Raw genomic sequence first — 23,811 nt, forward strand, 5'->3', positions numbered from 1 at the left:
GCAGGGAGTGAGAAAGATGGATTTTGTAATTGAAATGCTCAACATTCGTAAAGAATTTGGCGGTTTCGTTGCGAATGATAACATTACCCTTCAGTTAAAGAAGGGCGAAATTCATGCATTACTTGGTGAAAATGGTGCAGGTAAATCCACCTTAATGAACGTTCTTTTTGGGCTATATCAGCCGGAGCAAGGTGAAATTCGTGTCAAAGGGAAACCTGTGAAAATCACCAACCCTAACATTGCAAATGATCTAGGAATCGGCATGGTGCACCAGCACTTTATGCTTGTCGATACTTTTACGGTAACAGAAAATATTATACTTGGCAGAGAAATCACAACGGGCGGAAGAATAGATCTTAAAAAGGCAGAAAAAGAGGTTCGTGAAATTTCTGAACGTTATGGTCTAGCAGTGGATCCGCAAGCAAAGATATCTGATATTTCCGTGGGAATGCAGCAAAGGGTCGAAATTCTAAAAACTTTATACCGTGGTGCGGAGATCGTCATTTTTGATGAACCATCTGCTGTACTTACACCTCAGGAAATTAAAGAACTTATGCAAATTATGAAAACGCTTATAAAAGAAGGTAAATCTATTATTCTCATTACCCATAAATTGAAAGAGATTATGGAAGTAGCTGACCGCTGTACGGTCATCCGTAAAGGTAAAGGGATTGGTACCGTTAATGTAAGTGAAACAAATCCTAATGAACTGGCGAGCTTAATGGTTGGTCGTGAAGTGGTCTTTAAAACAGAAAAGACTGAAGCAAAACCACAACAAGACGTCCTTACTGTTCAAGATTTAGTCGTAAAAGATTCACGCGGCATTAATATTGTCAACGATTTAAATCTAAGTGTGAAAGCTGGTGAAATTGTTGGTATCGCCGGGATTGATGGTAATGGGCAAACTGAACTAATTGAAGCCATTACCGGATTACGAAAGGCAGAAAGCGGCAGCATTAAATTAAACGGAAAAGAACTTATTAACCAAACACCACGCAAGATTACAGAATCAGGGGTTGGCCATATCCCGCAGGACCGTCATAAACATGGACTTGTTTTAAACTTTCCAATAGGCGAGAACATGGTGTTGCAAACGTATAATAAAAAGCCATTCTCAAAAGGCGGAGTCCTAAACTTTAAAGAAATTTATAAAAAAGCACGAACTTTAATTAGTGAGTTTGATGTTCGAACACCAACCGAATATACTTTGGCTCGTGCCTTATCCGGCGGTAATCAGCAAAAGGCGATTATTGGCCGCGAGGTCGATCGGAATCCGGATCTGTTAATTGCAGCACAGCCTACACGTGGTTTGGATGTCGGGGCAATTGAATTTATTCATAAACGGCTGATTGAACAGCGTGACCATGGTAAAGCCGTTTTACTGGTTTCATTTGAATTGGATGAAATTCTCAACGTGAGTGACCGAATTGCTGTCATCTATGAAGGGAAAATCGTTGCTATCGTCAATCCTAAAGAAACATCGGAGCAGGAGCTTGGCTTGTTGATGGCTGGGTCAAATAGAAAGGAAGCAGGTGAACACTCCCATGCTTAAACGCTTTAATAGTATTTTAACACCGATTATTTCTGTTTTATTAGGTATTATTGTTGGTACCATTATCATGGTTATCAGCGGTTATGATCCTGTGGCAGCTTTCGCGGCCCTCTGGAATGGGGCTTTTGGTGAATCTTATTATATAGGGGAATCCATAAGACAGGTTACACCTTATATTCTTGCTGGTTTAGCTGTTGCATTTGCCTTCCGCGTAGGCCTGTTTAATATCGGGGTAGAAGGACAATTTCTTGTCGGCTGGCTTGCCGCAGTTTGGGTGGGAGTAGCCTTTGATCTTCCAAAAGCTATTCATCTGCCACTTGCCATTTTAGCTGCAATGGCAGCAGGGGCTTTGTGGGCATTCATCCCTGGCTTTTTAAAAGCTCGTTTCCGAGTTCATGAAGTAATCGTTACAATTATGATGAACTATGTTGCCTTACACGTTTCCAATTACATTATTAAAAATATCATCACCGATAATAAAGATAAAACCGATATGATTAAGGAATCTGCATCTTTAAGATCGGACTGGTTACAAAGTATTACGGATTATTCACGGCTTCATTGGGGTATTGTTATTGCCATTATTGGTTGTATTGTTATGTGGTTTTTACTTGAAAGAACAACAAGAGGATTTGAATTACGTGCTGTTGGTTTTAACCAGCATGCCGCTCATTACGCAGGAATGAGTGTAAATAAAAATATTATCCTCTCTATGGTTATTGCTGGTGCCTTTGCTGGATTGGCAGGGTCAATGGAAGGATTAGGTACTTTTGGCTATGCGACAGTAAAAGGCGGTTTCACTGGTGTCGGATTTGATGGGATTGCGGTTGCCTTACTTGGTGCCAATACCTCATTAGGAGTATTTTTCGCGGCATTACTATTTGGTTCATTAAAAGTAGGGGCATTGAATATGCCGCTTGAGGCCGGTGTTCCCAATGAACTAGTTGATATCATTATTGCCTTGATCGTATTCTTTGTTGCTTCAAGTTATATAATAAGGGTATTTCTTGACCGATTTAGTAAAAAGGAGGTGAAGTAAGTTGAGCTTAATGGAAATCTTAATCATCGTCGTTCCATCCACATTATTATGGGCAGCTCCTCTTGTCTTCACTGCATTAGGCGGTATTTTTTCAGAGCGTTCCGGTGTTGTAAACATTGGTCTTGAGGGTTTAATGGTAATCGGGGCATTTACTGCGATTGTTTTCAATCTTACCTTTGTTGACACGTTTGGAAGCCTAACTCCATGGCTTGCGATCCTCGTTGCTATGGTAGCAGGTGCGATTTTTTCATTGTTACATGCGGTTGCAGCGATCACCTTCCGTGCTGACCATACCGTTTCCGGTGTGGCGATAAACTTATTAGCAACAGGTTTAACCTTGTTCCTAGTCAAGCTTATCTATGATAAGGGTGAAACAGATATTATCAACAAAGGTTTTAACAAAATTGATATTCCAGTTTTAAAAGATATCCCGATTATTGGGGAAATATTCTTCCAAAACACTTATTGGACATCATTCCTTGCTATTATTGTGGCAATTATCGTTTGGTACATTGTCTATAAAACACCATTTGGTCTTCGTCTTCGTTCGGTAGGAGAACATCCAATGGCGGCAGATACAATGGGGATTAACGTGACAAAAATGCGTTATCTAGGTGTAATCATTTCAGGAGCGTTAGGTGGAATCGGCGGCGGAGTTTACGCTCAATCGATTACCTCTAACTTCAGCCACTCTACGATCAGTGGTCAAGGTTTTATGGCTATCGCAGCGATGATTTTTGGTAAATGGCATCCACTTGGTGCGATGGGTGCAGCTATTTTCTTTGGATTTGCTCAAAGTATCAGTATTATCGGTTCAAGTTTACCGTTCTTAAAAGAAATTCCAAATGTCTACTTGTTAATTGCTCCATATGTATTAACAATCCTTGCTTTAACCGGATTTATCGGCCGTGCCGATGCTCCGAAAGCAAGTGGTACCCATTATATTAAAGGCAGTCGGTGATTGGAAGAGCTCTCAGCAAATGAGAGCTCTTTTTTTATGGCTGTGTTAAAGGTTATTGTTAATTTTTAGCATGTTGATTGGAGCGAAGCCACTGGAGCGGAAATCAATATTCAGGATTAACGAAGCATTTTTAATAAATAAGCGTAATTTCTTGTATTGTACGGGCTTGGCAAATTATAGTAAGAAGTATAGGTATTTTTACAAAAGGAAAAGATATAAAGAAAAATGTTTACATATTATAAGTAAGCCCTTTAGAAAAAGGAGGATTACAATGGACTCAACTGCAGAAAAAATCACAGAATTGCAGGGTTATAAACTCCATGTTATTGCAACCGAAAAGTATAAGACCAATACATTCGTTTGGCGAATGAAAGCACCTTTAACAAAAGAAGATGTAACGAAACGGGCCCTGCTTCCGCATGTTTTACAAAGCAGCTCAGCCAAACATACATCTACAACAGCATTACGCTCTTATTTAGATGAGCTTTACGGTGCAACTCTTTATGTTGATTTGGCTAAAAAAGGTGAATACCATGTGATGAGTGTATCCTTAGAAATAGCCAATGAAAAATTCTTAAGTGACCCAGAACCGCTGTTGAAAAAAGGATTTGAACTGCTATCAGAGATTTTAACAAATCCAAATGCAAGTGGAAATGCCTTTGATCAGGATACAGTGGAAAAGGAAAAACGAGTCCTAAAATCTCGGATTCAATCTGTTTTCGATGATAAAATGCGCTATTCGAGTGTCCGCCTATTAGAAGAAATGTGTAAAGACGAACCATATGCCCTCCAGGTTAATGGGGAAGCCAGCGATGTTGATGCAATCACACCGGAAAATTTATACGAATATTATCAAAAGGCGTTTTCAGAAGATGAAATGGATCTTTATGTAATTGGTGATGTGAAAGAAGAAGAAGTAAAACAACTAGCAGGCCAGTTACTACAGTTTGAGAATCGTACCCCGAAAAAAGTACAAACTGAAAAATCAGCCTCTAGATCGAATGTGAATGAAGTGAAAGAAGTACAGGATGTAAAACAAGGTAAATTAAATATTGGGTACAGGACAAATATTGTGTATGGAGATCCTGATTATTTTGCTCTTCAAGTATTTAATGGGGTTTTTGGAGGCTTTTCACATTCAAAACTATTTATTAATGTTCGTGAAAAGGCCAGTCTTGCTTACTATGCGGCAAGCCGGCTTGAGAGCCATAAAGGCCTAATGCTAGTTATGTCAGGGATTGATTTGAAAAACTATGACCAGGCAGTCGGAATCATTCATGAACAGATGGATGCGATGAAAAAAGGAGATTTCACCGACCAAGAGTTAGAGCAGACCAAAGCCGTTATCCAAAATCAAATTATGGAGACAGTGGACACGGCCAGAGGCTTAACCGAAATTCTGTATCATAATGTGGTGGCAGGTACGACGATAGCTCTTGATACCTGGATGAATGAAATGAATAAAGTGACAAAGGAAGAAATCACAGCAGTGGCAGAAAAGATTCAGCTTGATACGATTTATTTCTTAACGGGAACGGAGGCGGGCAAATAATGGAAAAAATTACGTTTGACCAGCTTCAAGAAGAACTTTTTCATGAAAAAATGTCTAATGGCTTAAATGTATATATCCTGCCAAAGAAAGGTTTTAATAAAACCTATTGTACCTTTACAACCAAATATGGTTCGGTAGACAATACCTTTGTTCCGCTAGGCAAAGACGAGTATGTCAAAGTCCCAGATGGGATTGCCCATTTTCTAGAGCATAAACTGTTCGAAAAAGAAGATGGCGATGTGTTTCAGCAGTTTAGCCGTCAAGGGGCATCGGCCAATGCGTTTACTTCGTTTACACGGACGGCTTATTTATTTTCTAGTACGTCTGATGTCGAAAAAAACTTAGAAACACTGATTGATTTTGTCCAGAGCCCCTATTTCTCCGAAAAAACGGTGGAAAAGGAAAAAGGAATCATCGGTCAGGAAATTACCATGTATGATGATAACCCTGATTGGCGGTTATACTTTGGTTTAATCCAGAATTTATATCAAAATCATCCAGTGAAAATTGATATTGCCGGGACCATTGAATCGATTGCAGAAATTGATAAAGATTGGCTGTATGAGTGTTACAATACCTTTTATCACCCAAGTAATATGCTGTTATTTATTGTCGGTCCTGTTGACCCGGATAAAATAATGACACAAGTGAGAGAGAATCAGGACAAAAAAGATTATAAGGCGATGCCGGAGATTAAACGGAAATTTGAAGAGGAGCCGCCGCAGGCTGCTGAAAAGAAACAGGTTCTTCAAATGAATGTGCAAACCTCCAAATCTCTCCTAGGAATTAAAGCCCTTCATGTGGACCAGACAGGTGAAGTGCTGCTTAAAAACGAGCTAACCATGAATGTGCTGCTTGATTTATTGTTTGGAAAAAGTTCGGATAACTATACTAAGCTTTATGACGAGGGTCTTGTCGATGAAACTTTTTCCTATGACTATACGCAGGAACAAGGCTTTGGGTTTGCGATGATTGGAGGAGATACGGCGGAGCCGGATAAACTATCTGACAGTCTGAAACAAATGCTTCTTGATGCAAAACAAGGCAGTGTGTTTAATGAGGAACAGTTAGAAAGAGCGAAAAAGAAGAAAATTGGTGCCTTCCTGCGAGCTGTGAATTCACCTGAGTATATTGCCAACCAATTTACTCGGTATGCGTTTAATGATATGAATTTATTCGACGTTGTACCAACGCTCGAAAAGATAACCCTGCAGGACTTACAAACGTTAGCTTCTGAAGTGATTTCAGAGGAACGATTTTCGGTATGCCAAGTGGTCCCGAAACAAAAGTAGGCGAGGAAGCGTCGTAACCCGGCGCTTCTTTGGCGTTGGATGGGTGAGAAGTGGTGCTGTGTGGGTTTAGTAGCGGATAGCATTTGGTAGTGGCGCAAGAGCCGGAATATTGGCGGATAGAAGAGATTAGTGGCGCAAGAGATGAAATACTGGCGGATGGCTATGAATTAGTGGCGCCAAGACACGCTACTGGAGAATAGCAAGAGATTAGTGGCGCATGAGGATGAAATACTGGCGGATGGCTATGAATTAGTGGCGCCAAGACACAATACTGGCGGATAGCAACAAATTAGTGGCGTGTGGGCCTGACTAAATGAAAGAGTGATGTAATTGAAAAAATATGTGTTAGTAACGGGAGCAAGTGGAGGAATTGGACAAGCGGTGGCCATGAATTTAGCCGCGAAAGGGTATCATTTGTATCTGCATTACAATCAAAACGAACAATCGATCAGGAATTTAATCACCAAGCTCGAACCATATGGCGTTGAATATATCCCCATTCAGGCTGATTTTTCCATAGCGAATGGTTATCAATCAGTGCTGCCGCAAATCTTTTCTTTAGATGCGATCATCCATTGCGGGGGGAAAAGTCATTATGGACTGCTGGTCGATTTAAAGCATGACGAAGCCGAAGCTTTAATGAATATTCATGTACTAAATCCCCTGATGCTAACCAAAGAATTATTACCTAAATTAGTAACGAAACGGACAGGGAATATTATTGTGATTACCTCTATTTGGGGACAAACAGGTGCTGCTTGTGAAGTTGCTTACTCTGCTGCAAAAGGGGCCCAAATTGCCTTTGTAAAAGCGCTAAGTAAAGAAGTGGCTTTAAATGGAATTCGCGTCAATGCCATTGCTCCAGGCGCTGTGGATACACCCATGATGGAGTCCTTCACATCTGAAGAACTAAAGCAAGTTTCCTTTGAAATTCCAATGGGACGATTGGCAAAGCCTGCAGAAATTGCTGCTAGTGCCGCTTTTTTACTTTCTGATGAGTCCTCCTATATCACAGGTCAGGTGCTGTCGGTCAATGGGGGATGGTACACCTAAGAAAAAATTTCATGGTTAGCAATGAATAGTTCAGGGTGCTTCTTCGCAAAATAACCTTGTACTATTCTAAAGGAGGGAATACAATGTCTGTTTTAGAAAACTGGAAACAGTGGGAAGACTTCTTAGCGGATCGGCTTCATCATGCGCAAAATGAAGGCATGAGTGAAGGGGCTGTTAGTAACCTTGCTTACCAAATTGGTGACTACTTAGCTAACCAAGTAGAGCCGAAAAATGAACAGGAAAGAATTCTTGCAGATCTTTGGTCTGTTGCGGATAAACAAGAACAGCAGGCAATTGCTAACATGATGGTAAAATTAATTTCAAATAACGGATCACGCTAAGAAAGAGGGACCTGAGGGTCTCTCTTTTCGCTTTTTGTAAACATCCAATGTTTTTCATTAAGATTTTTAATAAATATATCATATTCATTGTTTTTCCTTTCATCTTCTATCAAAATCATTTATTATAAGGTTTAGACGTGACAGTGTAAAAAATTTGTCGAAACTTCTTTTTGGGGGTTTTTTATTAATGAAAAAAGAATGGTACTTAGAATATGAGATTCAGAAAAACCGACCTGGTCTTTTGGGTGACATTTCCTCTTTATTAGGGATGCTTGCAATTAATATTGTCACCATAAACGGTGTGGACGAAGGCAGGCGTGGATTGTTAATCTTAGCAAAAGATGATGATCAAATTAAACGGCTTGAGTCAATTTTAAATACTATGGACACAATAAAACTAATAAAACTAAGAGAGCCAAAACTGCGTGACAGGCTGGCAGTTAGACACGGCCGTTATATTCAAAGGGACGCTGATGATAAAAAAACATTCCGGTTTGTGAGGGATGAGCTTGGATTATTAGTTGATTTTATGGCAGAATTATTTAAGCAGGAGGGGCATAAACTAATCGGTATTCGTGGAATGCCTCGCGTTGGTAAAACAGAATCACTCGTTGCAGCAAGTGTTTGTGCCAATAAGCGCTGGTTGTTTGTTTCATCGACGTTGTTAAAACAAACGATCCGTAATCAGCTGATTGAGGATGAATATAACGCCAACAATTTGTTTATACTTGATGGAATTGTCTCTACTAGACGTGCTAATGAACGGCACTGGCAGCTGGTACGTGAAATTATGCGCTTGCCTTCCGTTAAAGTGATTGAGCATCCTGATATCTTTGTGCAGAACTCAGAGTACACGCTAGACGATTTTGATTATATCATTGAACTTCGCAACGACGCTGAAGAAGAAATCACCTACGATGTCGTTGATCAGCATAATATGTTCTCCGGATCTGATTTTGGAGATTTTGATTTTTAATAAATTGGAAGGTGTTAAAGGTGACGGAACTAGGGAATCGATTAAAGGAAGCCCGAATAGCTAAAAACTTAAGCTTAGACGATCTTCAGACCATAACCAAAATTCAAAAGCGATATTTAGTAGGGATCGAAGAAGGCAATTATGCCAGCATGCCTGGGAATTTTTATGTGAGGGCTTTTATTAAGCAATATGCAGAAGCACTGGACCTAAATCCCGATGAAATCTTTGAAACCTATAAAAACGAAATTCCAGCCTCCCATAATGATGAAATTCATCATTTATCACGAGTAAATACGCACAAAGCGATCTCAAAAGGGGACTCAAAAGTATTTGATTTCTTGCCAAAGGTTTTAATAGGTGTTTTTGTTATAGGGATTGCTAGTCTTTTATATTACTTTATTGCCAACCACGCCAGTGATACGAAGAATGAAACGATCAGTAATGACCGGGAACAGGTTAAACTTGAAAAATCAACAAAACTTGAAAAAGTTAAAGCAGATGAAGTAACTAAAAAAGCCGAGACCAAAAAAGACACAGAAACAGCTAAGCCAAATAAGGAAACAACCCCGCCAGTTGATACTCCAAAACAGGTGGTAACAGCTGTTCAAACACAGGGGAACACCACAACCTATGATTTAAAAAATGCTGATAAATTTGTCATTAAGATAGTATCTAAAGGACAAACATGGGTAAGCATCAAAAATGGAAAACAGAAAACCTTTTTCCAAGGTACCCTTAAAAAAGGGACAACTGAGAGTCAAGCTCAAGATTTATCGGCAGAAAATATGGCTGTGATTAGAGTCGGAAATGCTGCAGATACAGATATTTATATTAATGATCAAAAGCTTGAGTATGCAATACCAGCAACAGCTAATGTTCAGAATATCAAGATTCAACATGTTCTGAAGAATGAATAGTCATCTGCTGATGGCTATTTTTCACTTTTTCAATGATAAGGAGAAAAAAATATGAATATTCCTAATAGAATAACGGTATCCAGGATCCTATTAATTCCAATATTCTTAATTATGATGCTTGTACCTTTTGACTGGGGAAACATGCATCTTCTCGGGGCAGATTTACCTGTTACCCATTTTGTAGGTGCACTTATTTTTATAATTGCTTCATGCACAGACTGGGTGGATGGTCATTATGCCCGTAAATATAACCTTGTGACGAATATGGGGAAATTCCTTGATCCATTGGCTGATAAATTACTAGTGTCAGCTGCTTTAATTGTTCTCGTTGAACTTCCTAATGTCTATGCCCCATCTTGGATCGTCATCATTATTATCAGCAGAGAATTTGCGGTTACTGGACTTCGCTTGTTACTCGCAGGTGAAGGTGAGGTTGTTGCAGCGAATATGCTTGGCAAAATTAAAACATGGACCCAAATTATCGCCATTTCTTCACTTTTATTACATAATATATTTTTTGAAATGATCTCATTTCGATTTGATGTTTTATCATTATGGGTAGCCATGATTTTTACGATTTGGTCTGGCTGGGATTATTTTGCAAAAAACAGCCATGTACTAAAAAATTCAAAATAGGACTGCCATGTTTTTAAGGAGGGATAGGTTTGAAGAATGCTGAAATCATTGCAGTAGGTTCGGAGTTATTGCTCGGGCAAATTGTCAACACCAATGCGAAATTTATTTCACAGCAATTAGCGGAGCTTGGCATTAATGTCTATTTTCATACCGTTGTGGGGGACAACCCTGACAGGCTGCTATCTGCCATTAAAACAGCAGAAGGCCGAGCGAACATCATTATCTTTACCGGTGGGTTGGGACCAACCAAGGATGATTTAACCAAGGAAACAATTGCCCGTCACCTAAGTAAAAATCTGGTGATCGACCAACAGGCATTAGTGTCGATTGAGCAATATTTCGCACGGACCAGTCGTGTGATGACGGAAAATAATCGTAAGCAGGCATTGGTATTAGAAGGCGCGCATATTCTTCCAAATGACCACGGTATGGCTCCTGGAATGGTACTGGAGACAAACGGTAACACGTATATGCTTTTACCTGGCCCTCCAAAGGAAATGGAACCGATGTTTCAGCATTATGGCTGCCCGGCCCTGGCCTCTAAGGATGTGGCGAATGAGAAAATTGTTTCTAGGGTGCTGCGTTTCTTTGGAATCGGGGAAGCGGCATTGGAAACGGAAATTATCGATATCATAGATGCACAGAGTAATCCTACGATTGCCCCGCTTGCCGGCGATGGGGAAGTGACCCTGCGCCTAACGGCAAAACACGAGGATGAGGATGTTGCCCAGTCGATGCTGGATGAAGTGGAAAAGACAATTAGTCAACGTGTTGGTCAGTATATCTATGGATATGATCAAACTTCATTATTTGCTGAATTGACGAAAGTATTAAAAGAACGAAACCTAACGATTACGGCTGCGGAGAGTTTAACCGGGGGCTTGTTCCAGAAGGAGTTAACCTCGATTGCCGGTGTAAGTTCTGTTTATAAAGGTGGAGTGGTTTGCTATTCAAATGAAGTAAAGCACAAGATTTTGCAAGTGAAACAGGAAACGCTTGACAATGAAGGTGCGGTCAGTGAACAGTGTGCGGTAGAGCTTGCGGAAAATACGGCTTCGTTAGTAGGCGCTGCTATTGGGATCAGTTTCACGGGTGTAGCAGGTCCGGATGAGCTAGAAGGAAAGCCGGTAGGCACGGTTTATATAGGGGTTGCGCTTAAGGGAAGACCGACGATAGTGGAAAAGCTTACTCTTGGAGGAACAAGGGAAGCAATCCGCAATCGTGCGGTGAAATATGGTTGTTATTTTGTCTTGAAAACGTTAAAAGAATCACAGAATGCTTAATAGCGTTCTGTGGTTCTTTTTTTGGAGTGGGGGTAGTCGTGAGATCGTGATGTTTGGTTGCTATTGGACAAGTTATTTGAAGGCGAGGGGTTTTTGTTCAATAGGGTGGTTCTATTGGACAATTTAGGTTCGATGAAAGAGGATTTTGTCTAATAGCGTGGTTCTAATGGACAGTTTAGTTCGATGAAAGAGGAATTTGTCCAATAGGGTGGTTCTATTGGACAGTTTGGTTCGATGAAAGAGGAATTTGTCCAATAGGGTGGTTCTATTGGACAGTATAGGTTCGATGAAAGAGGATTTTGTCCAATAGAGCTCTTCTAATGGACAGTTTAGCTAAGGAATAAGAGGGTATTGTTCTATAGAGCCCTGCTATTAGACAAATTACAAGAGCCGTAAAAGAGTTTTGTCCAATAAGCAATTTTTAATGAGGACCTCTCTAAAATTCCTTCTTTATAAAAACATAGAAGTTTCATTTTTCAGATAAATAGAGAAAATGTAATTATCAGCTAGCTTTAAACAGTAAAAAGACAAAAACAGGGTTAAAACAGCTGTTTTCCTAGTATAAATTGTTAATAATTAAGTCGAATAAATGTTCGCTTTTTTACTCGACAAATAGACTAAAAGAAGGTATAGTAATAATAGGATTTATATTCATAGACTTCAACACTTTAATTCTTTATATATAAAAGGAGGAACTATTTGTGAGTGACCGTAAGGCCGCCTTAGAAATGGCGTTAAAGCAAATAGAAAAACAATTCGGTAAAGGTTCCATTATGAAAATGGGAGAAAAAACCGAAACAAGAATACAAACTGTTCCGAGCGGCTCCTTAGCACTTGATGTGGCACTTGGAGTGGGCGGATACCCTAGAGGACGTATTATTGAAATTTATGGCCCAGAAAGTTCTGGTAAAACAACCGTTGCCCTTCATGCAATTGCAGAAGTACAAGCAAAAGGCGGACAAGCTGCGTTTATCGATGCCGAGCACGCGCTTGATCCAACCTATGCACAAAAACTTGGTGTTAACATTGATGAATTACTATTATCACAACCTGACACAGGTGAACAGGCACTTGAAATCGCTGAAGCTTTAGTACGAAGCGGTGCAGTTGATATTATTGTCATTGACTCCGTTGCTGCACTAGTTCCTAAAGCAGAAATTGAAGGCGAAATGGGTGACGCACACGTAGGTTTACAAGCCCGCTTAATGTCGCAAGCCCTTCGTAAACTATCAGGGGCGATCAATAAATCTAAAACAATCGCAATCTTTATTAACCAGATTCGTGAGAAAGTAGGAATCATGTTCGGAAATCCCGAGACGACACCTGGTGGTCGGGCCCTAAAGTTCTATTCCACTGTCCGTCTTGAAGTGCGCCGTGCTGAAACTTTAAAGCAAGGCACGGAAATGGTTGGTAACAGAACCAAAATTAAAGTCGTAAAGAACAAAGTAGCACCCCCATTCCGTACGGCTGAAGTGGATATTATGTATGGAGAAGGTATCTCTAAAGAAGGCGAAATCGTCGATCTAGGTTCTGAATTAGATATCGTTCAAAAAAGCGGTTCATGGTACTCCTATAATAATGAAAGAGTTGGCCAAGGCCGTGAAAATGCGAAGTTATTCTTAAAAGAAAATACTGAAACCCGAGATGCAATCAGCCAAAAAATCCGTGAACACTTCGGTTTAGATGGGGAAAAGGTTGTAACGGAATCAGAAGATGAAGATGAACAGATTAATTTATTAGAATAGGTCTGAGTAGAGCAAAGCCTGGAAATGGTTTTGCTTTTTTGTTAAAACTAATAAATATCCATCGATATTTATAAATATACACATTAGGTATTATAACCTATTGATTAGATTAGCTAATTTCTAAATATTTCAAAAAGCTAATCGGACAAAGCCTTGACAATAAATATTCACAGCTTTACAATTAACATGTATATTTTACATTTTTGGAAATATTACATTGCGAAAAGCCTTGGTGCTTGCTGTATGTTGAGTCTAAACAATGTACATGCCGACACTTAAAAAAAAAAACAAAAGTTCATAGCAAGAGGAGGTGTAACGATTGGATTTAATTACTATCATCTCCATTTTGCTTGGCCTTATCGTCGGTGCCGTTGTTGGCTATTTTGTTCATAAATCCATTGCTGATGCAAAAGTAGCAGGTGCAAAGAATGCTGCAGAGCAGATTCTTGAAGATGCGAAACGTGATGCTGATTCATTGAAAAAAGAAGCTTTGCTAGAAGCAAAGGATGAAATTCACAAGCTTCGTACTGAAGCTGAACGTGAGGTTCGTGAACGAAGAAATGAAATGCAAAAACAAGAAAACCGTTTACTGCAAAGAGAAGAGAATTTAGATCGAAAAGAGGAAACGTTAAACAAGCGTGAAAATCTTTTAGAAAAGAAGGATGATTCTCTAAACCAAAGACAACAGCATATTGAAGAGATGGAAAGCAAAGTGGACGAGTTGGTACGAAAACAACAAACTGAACTCGAACGTATATCGAGCTTAACGCGCGAGGAAGCAAAAACAATCATTGTCGACAGAATGGAACAAGAATTATCCCATGACACGGCTATAATGATTAAAGAAAGTGAAAATCGAGCGAAAGAGGAAGCCGACAAGAAAGCGAAGGAAATTCTCTCCCTAGCCATCCAGCGTTGCGCTGCTGACCATGTTGCGGAAACGACTGTTTCTGTCGTCAACCTTCCAAATGACGAAATGAAAGGTCGGATTATCGGCCGTGAAGGACGAAATATTCGTACCCTTGAAACATTAACCGGAATTGATTTGATTATTGATGACACTCCTGAAGCTGTCATTCTATCAGGCTTTGATCCTATTCGGAGAGAGACAGCTCGCTTAGCTTTAGAAAAGTTAGTTCAAGACGGACGAATCCATCCTGCCCGTATCGAGGAAATGGTTGAAAAATCCCGTCGGGAAGTGGATGAATATATTCGTGAAGTCGGAGAGCAAACAACCTTTGAAGTGGGAGTTCATGGACTTCATCCGGATCTTATCAAAATTCTTGGCCGCTTAAAATTCCGTACTAGCTACGGTCAAAACGTCCTTAAGCATTCTATGGAAGTGGCTCAGCTTTCTGGCTTATTGGCTGCTGAACTTGGTCAGGATGAAACACTGGCCCGTCGTGCAGGATTGCTTCATGACATCGGTAAAGCAATAGATCATGAGGTAGAAGGAAGCCATGTGGAAATTGGGGTAGAACTTGCAACAAAATACAAGGAACACCCAGTTGTAATCAATAGTATTGCATCCCACCATGGTGATACAGAACCTACATCCATCATTGCCGTCCTTGTGGCCGCAGCAGATGCTTTATCAGCTGCTAGACCAGGAGCTCGTAGTGAAACACTCGAAAACTATATCCGCCGCCTTGAAAAGCTTGAGGAGATTTCAGAGTCTTATGAAGGCGTTGAAAAATCTTTTGCGATTCAAGCAGGTAGGGAAGTCCGTATTATTGTAAGACCAGACGCAGTTGATGATCTTGCTGCACATCGATTAGCACGAGATATTCGTAAACGAATCGAAGAGGAACTTGATTATCCTGGACATATTAAAGTAACAGTAATCCGTGAAACACGGGCTGTTGAATATGCAAAATAAAGCGGTGCGAATGCACTGCTTTATTTTTTTGAACAGTCTTATTTGGATTAAATAAGAACCATATGTGATACAATTTAAACAATACGAATTTTTATCAACGAAAGGGAATAACATGAACCTACTTTTTATCGGTGACGTCGTCGGCTCCCCGGGTCGAGACATGGTGAAGGAATATCTGCCAAAGTTAAAGGAAAAATACCGGCCGCATTTTACCATCATTAATGGTGAAAACTCAGCGGGTGGAAAAGGGATAACCGAAAAAATCTATCGTGAATTTTTGAGCCATGGTGCCCAAGCGGTTACACTGGGTAATCATGCATGGGATAACCGAGAGATATTTGAGTTTATCGATTCGGCAAAAAATATGGTACGGCCTGCGAATTTCCCAGAAGGAACACCGGGAAAAGGACTTGCCTTTTTTAAAATAAATGAATTCGAAATAGCTGTTATAAATCTTCAGGGTCGAACCTTTATGGCGCCATTGGATTGTCCTTTTAAAAAAGCGGATGAATTAGTCCAAATTGCCAGAGAAAGGACGCCGTTCATTTTTGTGGACTTTCATGCGGAAGTCACCAGTGAGAAGCAAGCCATGGGCTGGTATTTAGATGGAAGAGTATCGGCTGTTGTTGGTACCCATACGCATGTCCAAACGGCTGATAACCGGGTTTTGCCAGGCGGTACTGGCTATCTATCAGATGTGGGCATGACAGGCCCTTACGACGGTATTCTTGGAGTGGAAAGGGAGGCTGTGCTCAAAAGATTCCTAACAAGCCTACCAGTTCGATTTGAAGTGCCTACGTCCGGCAGAAACCAGCTGAGTGCCGTTTACATTGAATTAGATCGAAAAACAGGTTTGGCTAAAAAAATCGTTCCCATCCAAATTAATGACGACCATCCATTTTATAGTTAAAAACTTCCGAGTTAGGAAGTTTTTTTTGAGTCTTTATAAAAGTATGATGACACTCCCTGAAAAAATCGCCGATTAGTGAGTTAGTTTTATTGCGAATATCTTGACTTTTTTCGTCCAAGCCGGAATATGTCATTTCACAGCTGAATATAGTAGCAGTGGAATGTTATAACCTGATTTGTTCATGAAATGCTCATGCGGGATCGGGATTTTTCTAAGGGGGAGCTAGGAATGGAAATATTAAAAGTTTCAGCAAAATCTAATCCTAATTCTGTAGCTGGTGCACTTGCCGGAGTTCTGCGTGAAAGAGGTGCAGCAGAAATACAGGCAATTGGTGCGGGTGCATTGAATCAAGCCGTTAAGGCAGTAGCGATTGCAAGAGGGTTTGTAGCACCTAGCGGAGTTGATTTGATCTGTATCCCTGCGTTTACCGATATTTTGATTGACGGGGAAGAACGCACAGCTATTAAGCTAATTGTAGAGCCGCGTTGAAAGAGATAGGCCTCAAGACATAAACAGCAAAAACCTGCATGGAAATCATTCCGGCAGGTTTTTGCTGTTAAAAGTATATAAGAATTAAAAAAATACTATTCTGCTATATAACACAAACTTAAACGAGAATTCTAATTATAGTAAAGAAATCTAGTATTTGCGTATCTAAACGTTTATTTTAACGTAATTTTCCTAGTGATGTAATAGCCATTTTTTAATAATAAAAAAATATTCATATTTTAGACAATATTTAATGCCAAAGGGTTGCAATTTTGAGTTCTTAGGTCTAGAATTGTAAGCGTTTAGTACATATTCTCAATTCTGACTATTTAGTCTTAATGGCGTTTTCATAGGCTAATTTCTAGTGGGTTACTTGGAATTGTGCTACAATTAAAATGATTTAGACTACTTAATTATACATATCCAAAGGGGTGTAAGGGAATGATCAATCAACTTTCGTGGAAAGTTGGCGGACAACAAGGGGAAGGTATTGAAAGTACTGGGGAAATCTTTGCTATCGCACTGAATCGCCTAGGATATTACTTGTATGGCTATCGTCACTTTTCATCACGTATTAAAGGCGGTCATACAAATAATAAAATCAGAGTTAGTACAACAGAGGTTCGCTCTATTTCTGATGACCTGGATATCCTTGTAGGATTCGACCAAGAAACTATTGATGTTAACTACAAAGAACTGCACAGTAATGGTGTAATCTTAGCTGATGCAAAATTTGATCCAAAGAAACCTGAAGACACTGAAGCCTCCTTGTATGCGGTTCCATTCACTGAAATTGCAACAGAATTAGGGACTTCCTTAATGAAGAACATGGTTGCCATTGGGGCTACCTCTGCCGTTCTTGATTTGGATATTCAAGTTTTTGAAGAAGTAGTTCGAGAGATTTTTGGTAAAAAAGGTGATAAGGTTGTAGCCAAAAATATGGATGCCATTAAAGCAGGCTACGATTATATGAAAGAAAAAATGGATGCATCTGTACCGACGATGGTACTTGAAAAAGCAGATGGCAAACGCCGGATGTATATGATTGGAAATGATGCGATTGCATTAGGTGCTATGGCAGGCGGATGCCGATTCATGGCTGCTTACCCTATTACACCTGCTTCTGATATCATGGAATATTTAATTAAGAAATTACCGGCTGTTGGCGGCACAGTAATTCAAACAGAAGATGAAATTGCTGCATGTACAATGACGATTGGTGCAAGTTACGGTGGTATTCGTGCGATCACAGCTTCATCAGGTCCAGGATTATCCTTGAAAATGGAAGCAATCGGACTAGCTGGTATTACAGAAACTCCGCTTGTTATTGTTGATACACAGCGTGGCGGTCCTTCTACAGGTCTTCCAACAAAGCAAGAACAGTCTGACTTAATGGCCATGATTTACGGAACACATGGTGAAATTCCAAAAATTGTTTTAGCGCCAAGTACTGTTCAAGAAGCATTCTATGATACGGCAGAAGCCTTTAACCTTGCTGAAGAATATCAATGTCCGGTCATCGTATTGTCTGACCTTCAATTATCATTAGGTAAGCAAACGGTTGAACCTTTAGATGTATCTAAAGTAGAAATCCGACGCGGAAAGCTTGTAACCGAAGAGCTTCCTGAAATTGAAAACAAAGGCTATTTCAAGCGCTATGAAGTAACAGAAGATGGCATTTCACCTCGTACCATTCCTGGTATGAAGAACGGAATTCACCATGTTACTGGTGTTGAACATGCGGAAACTGGTAAACCATCTGAATCAGCTTCAAACCGGATTGCGCAAATGGATAAACGCTTCCGTAAAGTTGAAAAGATTCGCTTTAACACACCTGTTTATAAAAATGCACAATATGAAAATCCAGACATCTTAATCGTAGGGTTTAACTCTACGCGCGGTGCCATTGAGGAAGCAATGGTTCGATTGGAGAAGGATGGCTTGAAAGTAAATCATGCCCAAATTCGCCTAATTCATCCATTCCCAACTGACGAAGTACTTCCATTAGTTCAAGCTGCGAAAAAAGTACTCGTTGTTGAAAACAATGCAACTGGACAGTTAGCAAACATTATGAAAATGAATATTGGTCATGCTGATAAAATTACTAAATATGTTAAATACGATGGGAACCCATTCCTACCGCACGAAGTTCATTCAAAATGTAAGGAGTTGTTCTAAGTGGCCACTTTTAAAGATTTTAGAAATGATGTTAAACCGAACTGGTGCCCTGGCTGTGGCGACTTCTCTGTACAGGCAGCAATGCAGCGTGCAGCAGCAAATTGTGGTTTAGAACCAGAAAATTTAGCAGTTGTTTCAGGGATCGGCTGTTCAGGACGTATCTCTGGTTATATTAATTCATACGGCTTCCATGGCATTCATGGCCGTTCACTTCCAATTGCCCAAGGTGTAAAAATGGCAAACCGTGATTTAACTGTCATTGCTTCAGGCGGTGATGGTGACGGGTATGCAATTGGAATGGGCCACACCATTCATGCGATTCGTCGTAACGTTGATATTACGTACATCGTTATGGATAACCAAATTTATGGTTTAACAAAGGGACAAACATCCCCTCGTTCAGCCGTAGGTTTTAAAACAAAATCCACTCCAATGGGTTCGATTGAACAAGCAATTTCTCCAATGGAGATGGCATTAACAGTTGGCGCTACATTTGTCGCACAGAGCTTCTCGACAGATTTAAAGGATCTGACAGCATTAATTGAAGCAGGAATTAAACATAAAGGATTCTCCTTAATTAACGTGTTCAGCCCATGTGTCACTTACAATAAAGTCAACACATATGACTGGTTTAAGGAAAACCTTACAAAACTAAGTACTATTGAAGGATATGATCCTTCTAATCGCGAACAAGCAATGCAGACATTAATGCAGCATAACGGCTTAGTAACCGGTCTAATCTACCAAAACACTGAGCGTCCTTCTTATCAAGAATTAATTCCTAGTTATTCGGAAGAACCATTAACGAAGGCGGAATTGAACCTTGATCAGGCACACTTTGATAAGTTAGTTGCTGAATTTATGTAATTGATGTTACACCACCCGTGGACAATTCCACGGGTTTTTTAGCGTTTTTTTTAAGAGACACCCCGGCTATTAAAGAACGTCTATTTAATAATATTTCTTATCTCTGATTTCACATGATAACTCGCGTGTTGACAGGGATTTCTATTGTTTTCAGTCATGTAAACCTTTATACTATTATAATGTGTGGACTTTCATAGTAAGCACAGGTAATAAATAACAATTGGAAAATTAATAGACATTTGAGGTTATTTTTAAAGAAAGGGGTTTATGAACATGAATGAAAAACAACGATTAGAAGGTCAACAAGTAGCAACTGCTAATTCTTCGGACAAAAAATCCGCCAAGGATTACAGCAAATACTTCGAACAAGTGATTACGGCACCTTCTTTAAAAGATGCGAAAAAACGTGGTAAGGAAGAAGTAAAGTATCATAATGACTTTGCGATACCTGAAGAGTTTCGTGGAATGGGTGAAGGCCGTAAGTTCTATATCCGTACTTATGGATGTCAAATGAACGAGCATGATACGGAGGTCATGGCAGGGATTTTTCTTGCATTAGGCTATGAACCAACCGACAACACGGAGGATGCGAATGTTATTCTTCTTAATACATGTGCGATCCGTGAAAATGCGGAAAACAAAGTTTTCGGCGAGCTTGGACATTTAAAAGCACTAAAGTTGGAAAAGCCGGACTTGCTCCTAGGCGTTTGTGGCTGTATGTCACAGGAAGAATCGGTTGTTAATAAAATTCTAAAAACCTATCATCATGTGGATATGATTTTTGGCACACACAATATCCACCGCCTTCCAAATATTTTGAATGAAGCTTACATGTCAAAAGAAATGGTTGTCGAAGTATGGTCAAAAGAAGGCGACGTCATTGAAAACCTTCCAAAAGTACGTCGTGGGAAAATCAAAGCATGGGTAAACATTATGTACGGCTGTGATAAATTCTGTACCTATTGTATCGTTCCGTATACACGTGGAAAAGAACGGAGCCGCAGACCAGAAGAAATTATCCAGGAAGTACGCCATTTAGCCGCACAAGGTTATCAGGAAGTTACCTTACTAGGTCAAAACGTAAATGCATATGGGAAAGACTTAGAAGGATTGAACTATGGTCTAGGAGACCTAATGGATGAATTACGTAAAATTGATATTCCAAGAATCCGTTTTACTACAAGCCATCCGCGCGACTTTGATGACCGTTTGATTGAGGTTCTTGCTAAGGGCGGTAACCTAATGGATCATATTCACCTTCCAGTTCAATCAGGTTCAACTGATGTCTTAAAAATTATGGCTCGTAAATATACAAGAGAACAATATTTAGAGCTAGTAAGAAAAATTAAGGCAGCGATCCCAAATGTTGCCCTGACAACCGATATCATTGTTGGCTATCCCAATGAAACAGATGAGCAGTTTGAAGAGACAATGTCACTTTATCGTGAGGTAGGGTACGAATTGGCGTATACCTTTATTTATTCCCCACGTGAAGGTACACCAGCTGCAAAAATGGAAGATAATGTTCCGTTAGAAGTGAAGAAAGAACGTCTTCAACGATTAAACAATTTGGTGAATGAGCTGTCGTTAGAAGCCATGAAGAAGCATGTAGGTCAAACGGTTGATGTATTGATCGAAGGGGAAAGTAAGAACAATCCGGACGTCCTTGCAGGTTATACGACGAGAAATAAGCTTGTAAATGTAATCGCACCAAAATCAGCGATTGGAAAAATCATTAAAGTAAAGATTACAGATGCAAAAACATGGTCATTAAATGGAGAAATGGTTGAAGAATTAGAACCAGTTGAGGTGAAATAAAGTGGCGAAGTATACAAAAGACGATATCGTCGCTCGTGCAGCAGATCTAGCTCGAATGATTGCAGAAACAGACGAAGTAGATTTTTTTAAACGGGCAGAAGCTCATATTAATGAAAATCAAAAGGTTAAAACGTTAATTTCTGATATTAAGGGACTGCAAAAGCAGGCTGTGAACTTACAGCATTATGGTAAATCAGAAGCATTGAAGAAGGTTGAAGATAAAATCACTACAATCGAAAAGGAATTGGATGAGATTCCAGTAGTTCAGGATTTCAAACAATCCCAATTAGATGTAAATGAACTACTTCAGTTGATTGCTTCCACTATTTCTAATACGGTTACCGATGAAATCATCCTTTCAACAGGCGGGGATGTATTAATGGGGGAAACAGGTTCAAGCTTGAAAAATGGCGGCGGGGCTTGTGATAACCATAACGACTGTGATCACGACCATTAAAATAACTGACCAGACTTCGCAATGAAGTCTGGTTTTCTTTTTGTTCTTTTTTAGACAAAATCCCCATCATCTTCCTTTTTAAAGTACAGGTATTGTAAGTCACACACCTATAAATCCCGCATAAAATGAAGCATGACTAAACTTTTAACCAGTATTCACAAAATTATATATCACACTAGTCTAAGTTCACGCATACGATGAAATGAAAATGAATGAGGAGGGTTCGCGCGAAATGGGAGAATATAGAGAGATAATTACAAAGGCCGTAGTAGCGAAAGGACGTAAATTCACTCAGTCCAATCATACGATTAGCCCGGCGCATAATCCAACAAGTATTCTTGGCTGTTGGATCATCAACCATAAATACAAAGCGAAAAAAGTGGGCAAAACGGTAGAGATACATGGCTCGTATGATATCAATGTTTGGTATTCATATAATGATAATACCAAAACAGAGGTTGTAACTGAATGCGTTCAATACAAAGACACCATTAAGTTAAAGTATCGTGACCATGACTGCCTTGATGACAATGAAATTTGTGCTCGAGTGCTGCAACAGCCGAACTGCTGTGAAGCCGTCATCTCCCCTAATGGTAACCGCATCATCGTCCATGTCGAAAGGGAATTCCTTGTCGAGGTTATAGGCGAAACGAAGGTATGTGTCCGAGTAAGCCTAGAAGCCTGCAAAGACAAAGATGATGATTGGGGATTAGATGTGGATGACGAAGAATTTGAGGAATTAAACCCAGATTTCTTAGTTGGCGGGGAAGAAGAGTAAGGACACTAGGAAGGTAACACTTCCTAGTTTTTTCTTTTTATTAACATATGAAAAAAATTCCGGCTTTAGACTGACAGAATAAACGAAGCCCCAAATGGTAGAGCAGCGCCCTGAGGACCTTGACGGTTGGCGGATGTTCTGAAGAATTCTGCCTGGATGTAAGTTTGATGAATGATTATTGAAAAACTCAGCAAGCTAGATTCTAGGAGGTGCTAATATGGAGCCGCGACAAACTGGAAATAAAAAAATGCCTGATTTTGATCAATTAAATGATCGGATTATTCTTGAAAGTACACCAACGCCCATGATCGTGATCAAAACGAATCTTGACCCGAAAAACGTAACAGAAAATAATCCTTATTATCAGGATGAAGAAGTAAAAGACCCAAAAGCTGTAAAGGATTACTTTGAAGAATAAAAGCCAGGATTATTTTTCCTGGCTCTTTTCCCATTCTGGTTTTAATAACGATAACATAAACGTATCATGGAACTGTTCCTCTTGAAACATATAGCCTCGCAGTAACCCTTCGTGACTAAAACCTAATTTATCCAGTAATGACAGGGAGGCAATATTTTCTGGATAAACAATCGCACCGATTCGATATAATCCCAGCTGTTCAAAACTAAACCGAATGACTTCACTGACAGCCTCGGCTGCAAACCCTTGTCTCCACAAAGCGGGATGCAGCTCATAGCCGATTTCTGCCCGTTTATTTTTAAGATTGAGAACGTTTAGACCAACAGTACCAATGATTCTTTGATTCTCCCTTAATTTGATTCCCCAGCGAATTCCCCGCTTATCCAAATAGTGCTTGTGAAACATATCAATTAATCGAGTGGCTTCTGCTTGTAAGGTGAAGGGACTGGTTCCATAAAAACGAGTCACTTCATCTAATGATAGTATCTCATAAACCGCATTCATATGTTGATGGGTTAGTTCAATTAGTTTTAATCTCTTCGTTTCCAAAATCGGAAAAGTCATCGACACACCTCTTTTTTTCACCGTTTCCATCTATAATGGCAGTCAGAGCAAATATTTCTTTAATTGTATATTGGCTGAATAGAAATATCTAGGCTAAACCCAACAA

The 23,811-nt window shown here is 39.8% G+C and carries 22 protein-coding genes; 21 read left to right on the top strand and 1 reads right to left on the bottom strand.

The window, feature by feature from the left end; translation table 11 throughout:
- The first annotated feature begins 16 nt into the window (after positions 1-16).
- The 21 genes from L1999_RS08820 (at position 17) to L1999_RS08920 (ending at position 23,141) form a co-directional block, all read left to right on the top strand.
- Positions 17-1,552 carry an ABC transporter ATP-binding protein gene (locus L1999_RS08820; RefSeq protein WP_235743194.1) on the top strand — a complete coding sequence of 512 codons (1,536 nt, stop codon included), beginning with the start codon at positions 17-19 and terminating at the stop codon, positions 1,550-1,552.
- Positions 1,545-2,591 carry an ABC transporter permease gene (locus tag L1999_RS08825; protein WP_235743195.1) on the top strand — a complete coding sequence of 349 codons (1,047 nt, stop codon included), beginning with the start codon at positions 1,545-1,547 and terminating at the stop codon, positions 2,589-2,591. Before L1999_RS08820 ends, L1999_RS08825 begins: the two co-directional genes overlap by 8 nt.
- Before the next feature lies 1 nt (position 2,592).
- Positions 2,593-3,552 carry an ABC transporter permease gene (locus tag L1999_RS08830; protein ID WP_235743196.1) on the top strand — a complete coding sequence of 320 codons (960 nt, stop codon included), beginning with the start codon at positions 2,593-2,595 and terminating at the stop codon, positions 3,550-3,552.
- A gap of 271 nt (positions 3,553-3,823) precedes the next feature.
- Positions 3,824-5,104 carry an EF-P 5-aminopentanol modification-associated protein YfmF gene (gene yfmF / locus L1999_RS08835; protein ID WP_235743197.1) on the top strand — a complete coding sequence of 427 codons (1,281 nt, stop codon included), beginning with the start codon at positions 3,824-3,826 and terminating at the stop codon, positions 5,102-5,104.
- Positions 5,104-6,396, top strand: a complete 1,293-nt coding sequence (yfmH, locus tag L1999_RS08840; protein ID WP_235743198.1) for an EF-P 5-aminopentanol modification-associated protein YfmH — start codon at positions 5,104-5,106, stop codon at positions 6,394-6,396. The genes yfmF and yfmH overlap by 1 nt, the downstream gene beginning before the upstream one ends.
- Positions 6,397-6,726: 330 nt before the next feature.
- A complete protein-coding gene (gene ymfI, locus L1999_RS08845; protein WP_235743199.1) occupies positions 6,727-7,449 on the top strand; it encodes an elongation factor P 5-aminopentanone reductase in 723 nt (240 codons plus the stop codon).
- A gap of 83 nt (positions 7,450-7,532) precedes the next feature.
- On the top strand, positions 7,533-7,790 hold the full coding sequence (locus L1999_RS08850; RefSeq protein ID WP_235743200.1) for a DUF3243 domain-containing protein: 258 nt from the start codon (positions 7,533-7,535) through the stop codon (positions 7,788-7,790).
- Positions 7,791-7,977: 187 nt separating this feature from the next.
- Positions 7,978-8,766, top strand: coding sequence for a DUF3388 domain-containing protein (locus tag L1999_RS08855; RefSeq protein WP_215040815.1), 789 nt, complete (start codon positions 7,978-7,980; stop codon positions 8,764-8,766).
- Positions 8,767-8,786: 20 nt separating this feature from the next.
- The gene (locus L1999_RS08860; protein WP_235743201.1) at positions 8,787-9,683 is read left to right on the top strand and encodes a helix-turn-helix domain-containing protein; all 897 of its coding nucleotides are present in this window, start codon (positions 8,787-8,789) and stop codon (positions 9,681-9,683) included.
- A gap of 51 nt (positions 9,684-9,734) precedes the next feature.
- On the top strand, positions 9,735-10,319 hold the full coding sequence (gene pgsA, locus L1999_RS08865; RefSeq protein ID WP_235743202.1) for a CDP-diacylglycerol--glycerol-3-phosphate 3-phosphatidyltransferase: 585 nt from the start codon (positions 9,735-9,737) through the stop codon (positions 10,317-10,319).
- Positions 10,320-10,348: 29 nt separating this feature from the next.
- Complete coding sequence (locus L1999_RS08870; protein ID WP_235743203.1) at positions 10,349-11,602, top strand: competence/damage-inducible protein A; 1,254 nt, start codon at positions 10,349-10,351, stop codon at positions 11,600-11,602.
- Between the two features lie 701 nt (positions 11,603-12,303).
- On the top strand, positions 12,304-13,347 hold the full coding sequence (recA, locus tag L1999_RS08875) for a recombinase RecA (RefSeq protein WP_275677474.1): 1,044 nt from the start codon (positions 12,304-12,306) through the stop codon (positions 13,345-13,347).
- Between the two features lie 319 nt (positions 13,348-13,666).
- Positions 13,667-15,226 carry a ribonuclease Y gene (gene rny, locus L1999_RS08880; RefSeq protein ID WP_215040820.1) on the top strand — a complete coding sequence of 520 codons (1,560 nt, stop codon included), beginning with the start codon at positions 13,667-13,669 and terminating at the stop codon, positions 15,224-15,226.
- A 112-nt stretch (positions 15,227-15,338) separates the two neighbouring features.
- The gene (locus tag L1999_RS08885) at positions 15,339-16,136 is read left to right on the top strand and encodes a TIGR00282 family metallophosphoesterase (protein WP_235743204.1); all 798 of its coding nucleotides are present in this window, start codon (positions 15,339-15,341) and stop codon (positions 16,134-16,136) included.
- A 228-nt stretch (positions 16,137-16,364) separates the two neighbouring features.
- On the top strand, positions 16,365-16,625 hold the full coding sequence (spoVS, locus tag L1999_RS08890) for a stage V sporulation protein SpoVS (RefSeq protein WP_003211281.1): 261 nt from the start codon (positions 16,365-16,367) through the stop codon (positions 16,623-16,625).
- 441 nt (positions 16,626-17,066) lie between these two features.
- A complete protein-coding gene (locus tag L1999_RS08895; protein ID WP_235743205.1) occupies positions 17,067-18,803 on the top strand; it encodes a 2-oxoacid:acceptor oxidoreductase subunit alpha in 1,737 nt (578 codons plus the stop codon).
- Positions 18,804-19,670 carry a 2-oxoacid:ferredoxin oxidoreductase subunit beta gene (locus L1999_RS08900; RefSeq protein ID WP_215040823.1) on the top strand — a complete coding sequence of 289 codons (867 nt, stop codon included), beginning with the start codon at positions 18,804-18,806 and terminating at the stop codon, positions 19,668-19,670.
- 273 nt (positions 19,671-19,943) lie between these two features.
- Complete coding sequence (gene miaB, locus L1999_RS08905) at positions 19,944-21,488, top strand: tRNA (N6-isopentenyl adenosine(37)-C2)-methylthiotransferase MiaB (protein ID WP_235743206.1); 1,545 nt, start codon at positions 19,944-19,946, stop codon at positions 21,486-21,488.
- 1 nt (position 21,489) lies between these two features.
- A complete protein-coding gene (locus tag L1999_RS08910) occupies positions 21,490-21,945 on the top strand; it encodes a YlbF/YmcA family competence regulator (RefSeq protein WP_235743207.1) in 456 nt (151 codons plus the stop codon).
- Between the two features lie 232 nt (positions 21,946-22,177).
- Entirely contained in the window at positions 22,178-22,723 is a 546-nt protein-coding gene (locus tag L1999_RS08915; RefSeq protein WP_235743208.1) for an outer spore coat protein CotE, read from the top strand.
- Between the two features lie 217 nt (positions 22,724-22,940).
- On the top strand, positions 22,941-23,141 hold the full coding sequence (locus L1999_RS08920) for a hypothetical protein (RefSeq protein WP_215040827.1): 201 nt from the start codon (positions 22,941-22,943) through the stop codon (positions 23,139-23,141).
- Between the two features lie 9 nt (positions 23,142-23,150).
- Here L1999_RS08920 and L1999_RS08925 read toward each other — a convergent pair whose 3' ends face one another.
- The gene (locus L1999_RS08925; RefSeq protein ID WP_235743209.1) at positions 23,151-23,705 is read right to left on the bottom strand and encodes a GNAT family N-acetyltransferase; all 555 of its coding nucleotides are present in this window, start codon (positions 23,703-23,705) and stop codon (positions 23,151-23,153) included.
- Positions 23,706-23,811 lie beyond the last annotated feature (106 nt).

Origin of the sequence: Neobacillus drentensis (genome assembly GCF_021560175.1) — a bacterium.
Taxonomy (GTDB): Bacteria; Bacillota; Bacilli; order Bacillales; family Cytobacillaceae; genus Neobacillus; species Neobacillus drentensis_A.